Below are 10,132 nucleotides of genomic sequence, written 5' to 3'. Positions count from 1 at the left end.
TCTTTCGTGTTTCCAGCTTACCAGATGCTTTCCGCTCCGTTTACCGGCGCTTTCTGCTTCTGACTCGCTGTTGCCTTCCAGCGCTTGGCGCCCTGTCCGACGTTTCAAACACTAGCCGACCTCCACTTCGAAAAGCGAATCCGGCCGCAATCCGATAAAACGAACACGCCATATACAGACTGGGCCGCACCTGCGCATGACAGATTCGCCCCAGCCCGAGCCGGGAAGTGTTGGTTCAGAGGATTGGCCGCCCCGGGACCGTCCGCGTTGACACGTGTCCGGTGCTCCCAGTCGAGCGACTGGGAGACCCTACCCCTCCCCGGCGCCCGAGACAAATGCCCTGTCCGGACGGCCCCGGTCCCCTCCTTCTCCGCTCTCTCCCGCGGGCTCCGGGTCGGCGCCCGCGGGAGAGAGGCCGGGCCCCCTACCCGCGACGAACGGTCGCCTACCTGAACAGGCGGTCGCCGCTGGTGGCCATGCGGTGGGTCCCGCTGTGGCGGTTCACCCAGTCCCGGACGAGGTTGACGGCGTTGGCGCACTGCCAGCCGTTGTCGTACTCGCGCACCCCGGTGAAGGCGCCGTAGCCGGCGATGATGCCGTCCACCTGGGCGTCGCCGAGGAGCTTGTCGACGTACCACGGGTCGTTGTAGGTGGTCGTCCAGGACAGGGTGGCCGCGAGTCGTCCGGCGGACCGGTCGGCGGCTCCCTTCTTCAGTTCCGCGCAGGTGTTGTAGGTGGCCTCCGTGCAGTTGCCGAAGCCCTTGGTGATGTCGCTGTCGCCGTAGTCCATCGCCCGGCGGCCGGCCGGGAAGCCGGAGCCGGACCGGTTGAAGGCGCTGTTCACCTGGTCGCGGGTGCCGGTCGTGGTGATGCCCTCCAGCGGGCCGAGCCTGCCCTCCAGGCTCTTCCAGCCCCGGCCGCCGACGTCCGGGGTGCTGCCGCCGTGGTACTCGTAGAAGCCGTAGAGCACCTGGATGCCGGCGGCCGTCAGCCGCTGGGCCTTGTCGCGCAGTCCGGCGACGCTGCAGGTGCGGTTCGGCTCCTCGCCGCAGTAGTTGGGGTCCTTGATGTCCAGCCAGACCAGCGACAGCCGGCGGCCCGCGTCGGCGTTGGAGAGGATGCGGTCGAGCATGCTGTCGAAGCTGGGGCCGAGCCGGTTCTCGCCGGCCGAGGAACAGTCGTGGTAGGCGCGCCACTCGTTCGGGTTCCACCAGGCGCAGACGTCGATCTCGATGGCGTTGGCACCGTGGTTGATCGCGGCGTCCACGCCGTCCAGGGTGTCGACCCGGTGCGCGATGGCGTAGATCGGGTGACGCTGGTCGGCGGCGGCCGCCGGGGTGGTGCCGAGCGCGGTGACGCCGACGATCCCGGACAGCGCCGCCGTCAGGGCCGACAGCGTCCGCAGGTGTGCACCGCGCCTGTGGTGAGTGGTCAAGAGGTGCTCCTTCTCGCTGGTGCTCGAAGTCGTCCGTACTCACGCGTGCTCGGACGTAGTCGGACGTACTCGGACAACCGATATCACCGACTCCGCGTCGCCGTACGGTGAATGAGCGATACCTGCGGTCTCGCGGGCGCCACCGCTCAGCCGAGCGGCGCCAGTACCCCGTAGGCGTCGGAGGAGTACGCGGCGAGGTCGGGGTGGCGCTTGAGCAGGCCCGCCAGGTCGTCGAGCGCCCCGGGCTGCTCCGTCATCCGCCGCGGCAGCACCAGCCGGCCGCCCTGCTCCGGCGGGACCAGGCCGCCCACCAGGGCGCGGCGCACGGTCCGCTCGTGCCGGGTACCACGGCCGGTGCCGCCGTACGGGTCGCGGGCCAGGGCGCTGACGCCACCGCGGGCGGAGAGCTGGTCGAGCTCCGGGACGAGCCGCCAGACCTGCTGGGCGTGGTGGCTCTGCACCGAACCGGCCAGGTTCGCCTCCAGGCCGTGGGCGTGGCACAGCTCCACGAGGAACCGGATCTCCTCCAGCGAGAGGATGCCGGCCCTGGCCAGACCGTGCCGGTCGGTGTCGTGGCGGTCGAGGTCGGCGAGCTCCGGGCTGCCGGCGGTGGAGACCAGTCCGATCCGGGCGACCTTCAGCAGGATGCTGGTGTCCACCATGATCGCGTCGGCGCCGGCCGCCGCGCTGGCCTCGACCAGCGCGCGGATCGCCTCCCGATCGGTGCGACGGGCCGTCGTGAGACCGTAACCCGCGTGGGAGAACGGCTCGTTGACGGCCACGAAACCGCCGGTCGTGCCCGCCGGCAGGGCGCCGGAGGCCCTCAGCTCGGCCGGCTCCGGCCGCCGGCCGCCGAACAGCGGCTCGCCGTGCGGGTCGAGCAGTGCGTCCGCGTACTCGGCGAGGTCGAACGCCCCGGGCGTGGACGGCTCGCACGGGTAGTACTCCCGCAGGCCCACCAGGGCGCGCCGCACCTGCGGGAGCGTCTTGCGGGCGTCCCACAGGTCGAGGTCCTGGGCGAACAGGACGGACATCACCCGGGTGTGCGACAGCCGGTCGGTCCGGCGCAGCGTCGCCGTGATCTCGCCGAGCACGTCGGCCAGTTCACCGGTCCGCATGCCGTCCAGGCCGACCTTGACGATCCCGCAGGGATGCACCCGGGTGCCCATCGCCAGGGCGACGCCGAGGGCGGCCTGGGCCGCCTTGCCGACCTGCTCGTACGCCGACTTGGGCAGGGCCAGACCGTTCTCCGCGCGCCGGTACAGCAGCTGGTCCTCGCCGATGTTGGTGCTCAGCTGGACCGGGAGGTCCCGCCGGGCGGCCAGCACCGCGTCCGCGATGTCCATGATCCGGCGCGGTTTGATCGTGCCGAGCGCGCTGCGCGGATCCTCGCTGTCGATGATCCGCGCGCCGCCGAGGACCGCCTCCCGCGCCTCCTGCGGGTCGAAGACGCTGACCAGCAGCCGTCGATCCGCCCCGACCTCGCCGGGTATGCCGGGCATTCCGATGGTCGACACCGTTCCCCCTCCGAGAACTGACTGTTCGTTCGGGGGTCAGTCTTGACCGCAAGAGGTGCTCCACCGACCGATCGGCGACCGATCCTCACTCGAAGGAGTGAGATCACTTGACAGCAGGGTGGCCAGGCGGCGATGCCGCCCCGGCACGCGGCCGGTCCGCGGGCGCCTCCGGATGCTCCGTCGGCGCCCACGGGCCCGTCACCGTCACGGGCCCGTCACCGTCGCGGGCCGGCCACGGCGTACAGCGCGCCGCCGGTCACCAGCAGGGCCACCGCGGTCCAGGTGGACACCCCCGTCCCGGCCGGACAGGTCATCCAGCCGATCGCCTTCCCCACGGTGGTGGGCGGCAGCGGGGGGACGAGGATGGTGAAGCCGAGCCAGCCGATCGGCAGGATCCAGGCGAGGTGCGCTCCGCAGAGCACCGCCCCGAGCGCGGCCAGGCCCGCCAGGCCCGCGGTGTCCCGGAGGACGACCTCGGTGGGGGCGAACCTCGGCCCCGCGGCCTGCACCGCCAGCACCGCGGCGCCCACGACCGCGCCGATCAGCAGCGCGTGCGCCGCCCGGCGGGGCGCCCACCGGATCGCGGCCGTCCGGTCCAGTGCGGAGTCCTGCCCGCCGAGCCCGACGGAGCCGGCCGCCACACCCGCGGCGAGCACGAAGTACACGATCGGGTTGATCGCGTCCGCGTCCACCGCGCCCGTGCCGCCGCCCCGGTTGAAGGCCCACACCACCAGGGCGGTGAGCGCGACCGCGGCCGCCGACGTGGGCACCTGCCGTGAACGCGCGTACAGCGTCAGCCACCTCACCGCGACACCTCCCCGGCCAGCACCGGAATCTGGTCCTGCCGCGCGCAGGACAGGGAGGCGGCGTGCAGCGCGACGATCCGCGAGCGCTGCTCCGCCGGCGGCAGTGCCGTCAGCTTCTGCCACGCGGTGTCGGCCGCCGCCCAGGTCTCGACCTCGTACGCGGTGGTGCCCTTCGGCGCCAGCGGTTGGAGCTGGGGGTCGTGGAGCGCCCAGCTCACGGCGATGCTCTGGGCGGGGATGGCGACGTGCCCGCCGCCCTCCTTGTCGTTGTCCGGGTAGCAGCTCGGTGCCAGGCCCTTGGCGATCAGCGCGCGGGTCAGCTGCTCGCCCGTCGCGTCGGCGAGCAGCCGCTCGCTGAAGTCGACCAGCAGCACGTCCGCGGAGAGTTCGCGCGCCTCGGCGAGCTCGTGCAGCGCGGTGTCCTCCCGTACCGAGGTCGGCGCCCGGTCGCCCAGGACCTCGTGCAGCACGCGCAGCGCGTCCTTGCTGCGCTGGGTGAGCTCGGCCAGGTGGGAACGGCTCGCCTGGGTCACGCACACCGGCCCGTCGCACACCAGCGCCGCGGCGGCCTTGTCGACGACGTAGACGTCGCGCGCGGCGGACGGGAGGACCAGCAGGGCCAGGGCCAGGCCGGCCAGGGCGGGAGTCACCGCGAGCAGCCGGGCCCGCCGGGTCGCGGCCGCCAGCAGCGCGACGCCGGTGGCGAGCAGGCCGAGCAGCCAGAGCGCCTGACCGAGGTGGACGGAGCCGGACAGGGTCAGCAGCATCTGCCGCGGCTCCGGGGTCGCCGGGGACAGCAGGGCGAACCGGTTCGCCACCCGGCCCGTCGGTACCGCCCCTTCGTTGTTCATCCGCAGGAACAGGCCCGTCCCGACGAAGACGATCACCACCAGGGCCGGCGGGGTGAGGACGGAGGGCAGCGCCCGCGCGACGCCCATGCCGAACACGGCGCCCGCGACCAGGGCCAGTGCCGCCACCAGCGAGATCGGCAGCCAGCCGAGGGGGGTGTAGGTGGTCGGACCGGACGCCACCTGGACTCCGCCCACCAGGACCAGCAGGCCGAAGCCCGCCGCCAGCGCGAGCCCGATCGCACCGGCCGGCAGCGCCGCACGGCGCCAGGCCGGCCGCGGCGTGGTCGTCAGCAGCTCGGTCATCCGCGAGCGGGGTTCGCGCAGCCCGTACACCGCCCCGACGCCGATCACGAAGGGCCACCAGAAGGCCAGCAGGGACCGGGTCCAGAACGCCATGGTGGTCCACTGGGCCGTCCACCCCGCGGTGCCGTGCCACCAGAACGCGTCGAACGGGAGGAAGACCGCCAGGCTGCCGCCCAGGACGACGACTCCGGCCCAGGGGGCGGCCGAGCGCTTCAGCTCGGTTCGCAGCACGCGTGCGTTCACCAGGCGCTCCCCTGCTGGCCGGAGGTGCGGAGCAGCGCCGAGTAGCCGCGCTCCAGGGGGCTGTCGCCGGGGTGCTCGGCGCTGCCCGCCGCGCCCAGCTCGTCCGGCGTGCCCTGGAAGACGAGGCGGCCGTCGGCGAAGAGCACCACGTCGGAGCAGGCGGCCGCGACGTCCTCGACCAGGTGGGTGGAGACGACCACGCAGGTGTCGCGGCCCAGGTCGGTCAGCAGTTCGCGGAAGCGCAGCCGCTGGGCCGGGTCGAGGCCGGCCGTCGGCTCGTCCAGCAGCAGCACCGCCGGGGAGTTGACGATGGCCTGGGCGATGCCGGCCCGCCGCACCATGCCGCCGGACAGGGTCTTCATCCGGTGGTCGGCGCGGTCCGCCAGGCCCACCCGTTCGACGGCGCGCTGGACGGCGTCGGGGACGTCCCGCTTCGGGACCTCCTTCAGCCAGGCCATGTACTCGACGAACTCGCGTACGGTGAAGCGCTTGTAGTAGCCGAAGTCCTGCGGCAGGTAGCCGATGCGGCGGCGCAGGGCCCGGTGGTCGCCCACCCTGCCGAGGGAGGTGCCGAGCATCTCCAGCTCGCCCTCGGTGGGGCGCAGCACGGTGGCCAGCGTCCGGATCAGGGTGGTCTTGCCCGCTCCGTTGGGCCCGAGGAGGCCGTGGGCACCGATGCCCAGCGAGAGGTCGAGGCCGTCGACGGCCATCTTGCTCCGTCCGACGCGGACCTTCAGGCCGCTGGCCCGGATCTCCCAGGGGTAGGTCTTCGGCGCGGTGTCGGCCGCGCTCGCCGTATGCGTCATGCGATGGTCCCTTTCGAGGGTGGACAGGGTGGACATGGGTTTCACAGCGTCGAGTACGTGTCCCGGCGGGCGATCACGGCGCAGACGCCGAGCGCGAGGAGCAGTCCCCAGACGGGCAACTGGTCGCGTTGCAGGGCCAGTTGGAGGAAGGCGGGGACCCGGCCGGTGATCGAGGTGGGGGCCACGACGACGAGGCCCCACCCGGCCGCCAGCCCGAGGGCGGCGCGGGTCACCCCGACCACGCTGCCCAGCGCCAGGGCGGTGGAGGTGAAGGCCAGGGAGGGCAGCAGCCATTGCGCGGCCGTCGTGCTCCCGGTCAGCCATCCCCCCAACAGGAGGACGGGCAGGACCACCACGAGGACCGAGGTGGTGCGCCTGAGCAGCAGGGGCAGGCCGGCCCGGGCGGTGGAGGCGGTCAGTTCGTGGGCCGGGTCCAGGCCGCTGGACCAGGACGCGGCGACGCCGCACAGCGGCAGCACCGGCGCGATCAGCGAGATCGGTGAGGAGCTGCCGAAGACCTCCGCCGGCGCGGCCGCGTCGAGCAGCAGCGCCACCAGGGTGACGACGGCGGTCATGGCCAGCCACGGGGTCATGGCCGGCGTCAGCCAGGACGACACCCACCTCGGCCGGCGCCACCGCGGGGGCACCGCGCCCACCGCGTCCAACCGCGGTTCCAGGCCGGCCCGGACGGTGTCGACGAGCGCGGCGATGTCGGGTGCCCCGGTGGCGACGGAGGCCGCCAGCAGGCTCCGGCAGGGCGCGCACGTCTCCAGGTGGGCCTCCAGCGCCCAGACCGTGTCCGCCGCCATCGTCGTGACGCCACGTGCGTAGTCGTCGATCAACTGCCTGGTCGCGTGTTCCCCACTCATGCCAGCGCCTCCCGCATCGCGATCCGGGCCCGACGGGCACGGGTCTTGACCGTGCCTTCGGGCAGTCTGAGCAGGACGGCGGTCTCCCGGACGGAGAGCCCGTCGAGCACCGTGGCCTGCAGTACCTCTCGGAGTTCCGGCGCCAGCCGGCGCAGGGCGTCGCCGACGTCGCCGCCGACGGTGCCGGCGAGCGCCTCCTCCTCCGCCGCGGGCACCACCGCGCGCTCGGCGGCGGCGACCGGCGGTTCGGCGTGGTGGGCCCGGCGCCGGAACGCGTCGACGAGGCGGCGTGCCGCGATCGTCCACAGCCAGCCGACGGCCGTCCCGCCGACCGCGCTCCCGGCGAACGCGCCGGCGGCGCGCCAGACCGCGAGGTAGGTCTCCTGCATGACTTCGGCGACGATCTGCTCGTCCGCGCAGCGGCGGCGCAGCCGTACGGCGAGCCAGGGCGACGTCCGCCGGTACAGCTCGTCGAAGGCCCCGCGGTCGCCCTTGGCCACCAGCCGGAGGAGGCGTTCCTCGTCCAGGTCGTCCAGTGTTCTCCTGCGTGATCTCACACCAGCCAGACGCCCGATGCGGCGTGCGGGTTCTGCATCGGAGGTGACCTGTGTCACATTCGGGGGGAATCGGCCGGCCTCCGCTGACCGGCCTTTCAGCAACCGCACGGGGCCGGCGCCCGCGCCCCGGTAAGGTGGTGGATCGTGGCCAGTCGTAAAACGTCGATCTTGGAAGCAGCGGCGCGGGTGATCGCGCGACGCGGGGTGCGCGGGCTGCGGGTGGAGGAGCTCGCCGCCGAGGCGGGTGTGTCCACCGCGCTGATCTACTACCACTTCAAGGACCGGACGGGGATCCTCCGGCAGACGATGGAGTTCATCAACGACCGGGCGGAGCGGTACACGACCGAGCGCGCCGAGGACGCCCCGCCGCTGACGCCCCGCGAGGAGCTGGAGCAGACCCTGCTGCTGGAGCTCCAGGACACCGCCGAGGTGCGGGAGAACAGCACCGCCTGGGGCGAGCTGCGGGCGAGCGCGGTGTTCGACGAGACGCTGCGCGAGGACCTGGCGCGGGCCACCCGGATCTGGGTGCAGGAGGTCGCCGAACTGCTCGGCACCGTACGGCCGATGTCCTCGGCGGTCGCGCTGGCCGGGGCGGCGGAGCGGCTGACCGCGCTGCTGGAGGGGCTGAGCACGCGCTGGCTGAGCGGCAGCCTGCCGCTGGCGCACGCCCGCACGCTCATGGCCGACGCGGTCGACGCCGAGGTGGCCCGGCTCGGGTCCTGATCCGTACGGACCGCACGGGGGCCTCACGCTGCGCACGGAGCCCGTCAAGGATGCGTTAGGGCATGACCGCGAGTTTGACTGACTTTTCAGTCAGTGCGAGCCTGAACCCGCGGCAGGGTGCTGCCGCCCGTCCGTCCCCACGTGCGCCGCCCCGGCGCGGCGCGAAGAGTGGAGTCGGCGGCCCCCGGCACCCCTCCCGGCACCGTCGCACGATCTGGAGGCCCTCATGACCCACTACCGCGATGACCGCTCCACCGAGCCCTACCCCTGGGTGCCGGCGGACGACGTCCCGCACGCGCGGACCTGGATGTCCTGGCCCTCCCGCCGGGGCGTGTGGGGACTGCGGCTGGGCGGCGTCCAGGAGGACATCGCCCTGATCGCCCGCACGATCGCCGAGTTCGAGCCGGTGGTGATGTGCGCCCCCGACGACTGGACGGCGGGCAAGGCCCAGTCCTGGTGCGGCTCCGGGGTGGAGGTGATCACCGCGATCCCCACCGACGACCTGTGGATGCGCGACACCGCGCCGGTGTTCCGCCGGGACGGGTACGGCGGCCTGGACGCCGTGGTCCTCAACTTCAACGGCTGGGGCAACAAGCAGGTGCACCACGACGACGCCCGGGTCGCCGAGCTCGTCGCCACCCGCCGCGGCCTGCGCCACACCTTCGCGGACTTCGTCGGCGAGGGCGGCGCGATCGAGACCGACGGCGACGGCACCGTGATGGCCACCGAGAGCAGCCTGGTGAACAAGAACCGCAACCGCGGCATGAGCCGGGACGAGATCGAGGAGGCCGTCCTGGAGGCCTACGGCGCCGACACGATGATCTGGCTGCCCGGGATCAAGGGCCAGGACATCACCGACGACCACGTGGACGTCACCTCCCGGTTCGTCCGCCCCGGCACGGTGATGGTGCAGCTGCCGCCGGCCGACCGCAACGACGCCTGGGCCCGGGACGCCCGCGAGCAGTTCGCGATCCTCTCCGCCGCCACCGACGCCCGGGGGCGCCGCCTGCAGGTCGTCCCGGTGCACGGCCCGGACACCGTCCGCTCCCGCAGCTCCAAGTTCGTCGACTCCTACCTCAACTTCCACGTCGTCAACGGGGGCGTCATCACCGCCCAGTTCGGCGACGCGTACAAGGACGCCGCCGCCCGGGACGCGCTCGCCGCGGCCTTCCCCGGCCGTGAGGTGGTGCAGATCGACGTCGACCGCCTGATGGCCGGGGGCGGCGGCATCCACTGCTCGACCATGCACGAACCGCTGCCGTAGCCCGGCCGCCCCGCGCACTCTCCTCCACCACCGCCCAGACCCTCAGCTGGAGTTCCCGCATGACCAACGCCCTGTCCCGCCGCACCCTGATCCGCAGGCTCGCCGGCGTCGGCGCCGGAGTCGGCGCCCTCACCCTCGGCCTCACCGCCTGCGACCCCAACGACCTGAAGGACCTCGACGGCGCCGTACCGCCCACGCGGCCCGGCGGCACCCCCGGCGTGCGCCGCTTCGGCGCCGAGTGGGACAAGCACCTGCGCACGGTGATGTCCTGGCCCGCCTCCGAGAACGTCTGGGGTGACCAGCTCGCGGACGTCCGCCGGGACGTCGCCGGCCTGGCCCAGGCCATCGCCGCCCGCGAACCCGTCGTCCTGATGGCCCGGCCCGAGCAGGCGGACGCCGCCCGGAAGGCCTGCGGCTCGGCGGTCGAGGTCGTCCCGATCGCGGTCGACGACCTGTGGGCCCGGGACACCCTGCCGGTGTTCGTCGAGGAGGGCGGCACGGTCAAGGGCGTCGACTTCAACTTCAACGGCTGGGGCGGCAAGCAGCAGCGCGGCAACGACTCCAAGGTCGCCCGGACGGTGCTGGCCAAGTACGGCGTCGAGCGGATCGAGACCCGGCTGGTCGCCGAGGGCGGCTCCTTCGAGACCGACGGCCAGGGCACCCTGATGGTCACCGAGAGCTCCGTCGTCAACGACAACCGCAACCCGGGCATGAGCCGGGACGCGGTCGAGGCCGAGCTGAAGAAGGTCCTCGGCGTG

Annotated in this window: 10 protein-coding genes; 3 read left to right on the top strand and 7 right to left on the bottom strand. The window is 73.2% G+C overall.

Translation table 11 applies throughout. From position 1 onward, the window contains the following. Window positions 1–445: 445 nt before the first annotated feature. The 7 genes from AE652_RS09900 to AE652_RS09870 form a co-directional block, all read right to left on the bottom strand. Window positions 446–1,435, bottom strand: coding sequence for a phospholipase D (locus tag AE652_RS09900; RefSeq protein ID WP_049650863.1), 990 nt, complete (start codon window positions 1,433–1,435; stop codon window positions 446–448). 146 nt (window positions 1,436–1,581) lie between these two features. After that, a complete protein-coding gene (locus tag AE652_RS09895) occupies window positions 1,582–2,952 on the bottom strand; it encodes a (5-formylfuran-3-yl)methyl phosphate synthase (RefSeq protein ID WP_159028416.1) in 1,371 nt (456 codons plus the stop codon). A gap of 215 nt (window positions 2,953–3,167) precedes the next feature. Beyond that, window positions 3,168–3,758, bottom strand: a complete 591-nt coding sequence (locus AE652_RS09890) for a hypothetical protein (RefSeq protein ID WP_049650861.1) — start codon at window positions 3,756–3,758, stop codon at window positions 3,168–3,170. Beyond that, window positions 3,755–5,155 (bottom strand): hypothetical protein, encoded by a 1,401-nt coding sequence (locus tag AE652_RS09885; protein ID WP_049650860.1) that lies wholly within the window; start codon window positions 5,153–5,155, stop codon window positions 3,755–3,757. Before AE652_RS09885 ends, AE652_RS09890 begins: the two co-directional genes overlap by 4 nt. Then, window positions 5,152–5,961 (bottom strand): ABC transporter ATP-binding protein, encoded by an 810-nt coding sequence (locus AE652_RS09880; protein ID WP_117492847.1) that lies wholly within the window; start codon window positions 5,959–5,961, stop codon window positions 5,152–5,154. The genes AE652_RS09885 and AE652_RS09880 overlap by 4 nt, the downstream gene beginning before the upstream one ends. A gap of 41 nt (window positions 5,962–6,002) precedes the next feature. Beyond that, on the bottom strand, window positions 6,003–6,830 hold the full coding sequence (locus AE652_RS09875) for a zf-HC2 domain-containing protein (protein ID WP_049650858.1): 828 nt from the start codon (window positions 6,828–6,830) through the stop codon (window positions 6,003–6,005). Further along, on the bottom strand, window positions 6,827–7,387 hold the full coding sequence (locus AE652_RS09870; RefSeq protein ID WP_181970890.1) for an RNA polymerase sigma factor: 561 nt from the start codon (window positions 7,385–7,387) through the stop codon (window positions 6,827–6,829). The genes AE652_RS09875 and AE652_RS09870 overlap by 4 nt, the downstream gene beginning before the upstream one ends. 144 nt (window positions 7,388–7,531) lie before the next feature. Between AE652_RS09870 and AE652_RS09865 the strand changes: the two genes are divergently transcribed. The 3 genes from AE652_RS09865 to AE652_RS09855 form a co-directional block, all read left to right on the top strand. Further along, window positions 7,532–8,110, top strand: coding sequence for a TetR/AcrR family transcriptional regulator (locus AE652_RS09865; RefSeq protein ID WP_049650856.1), 579 nt, complete (start codon window positions 7,532–7,534; stop codon window positions 8,108–8,110). A gap of 226 nt (window positions 8,111–8,336) precedes the next feature. Continuing rightward, complete coding sequence (locus tag AE652_RS09860) at window positions 8,337–9,374, top strand: agmatine/peptidylarginine deiminase (protein ID WP_049650855.1); 1,038 nt, start codon at window positions 8,337–8,339, stop codon at window positions 9,372–9,374. Between the two features lie 59 nt (window positions 9,375–9,433). Continuing rightward, window positions 9,434–10,132, top strand: a 699-nt coding sequence (locus AE652_RS09855) for an agmatine/peptidylarginine deiminase (RefSeq protein WP_049650854.1), incomplete at its 3' end; no start/stop codon positions are given.

Origin of the sequence: Kitasatospora sp. MY 5-36, assembly GCF_001182915.1 — a bacterium.
Lineage (GTDB): Bacteria > Actinomycetota > Actinomycetes > Streptomycetales > Streptomycetaceae > Kitasatospora.
Note: the sequence above shows the minus strand (reverse complement) of the source record. Positions and strands in the feature narration are given on the sequence as shown.

Coding starts and splice junctions, on each gene's coding strand:
- AE652_RS09880 (WP_117492847.1), bottom strand. CDS start 5,961: ATGACGCATACGGCGAGCGCGGCCGACACCGCGCCGAAGACCTACCCC.
- AE652_RS09860 (WP_049650855.1), top strand. CDS start 8,337: ATGACCCACTACCGCGATGACCGCTCCACCGAGCCCTACCCCTGGGTG.
- AE652_RS09875 (WP_049650858.1), bottom strand. CDS start 6,830: ATGAGTGGGGAACACGCGACCAGGCAGTTGATCGACGACTACGCACGT.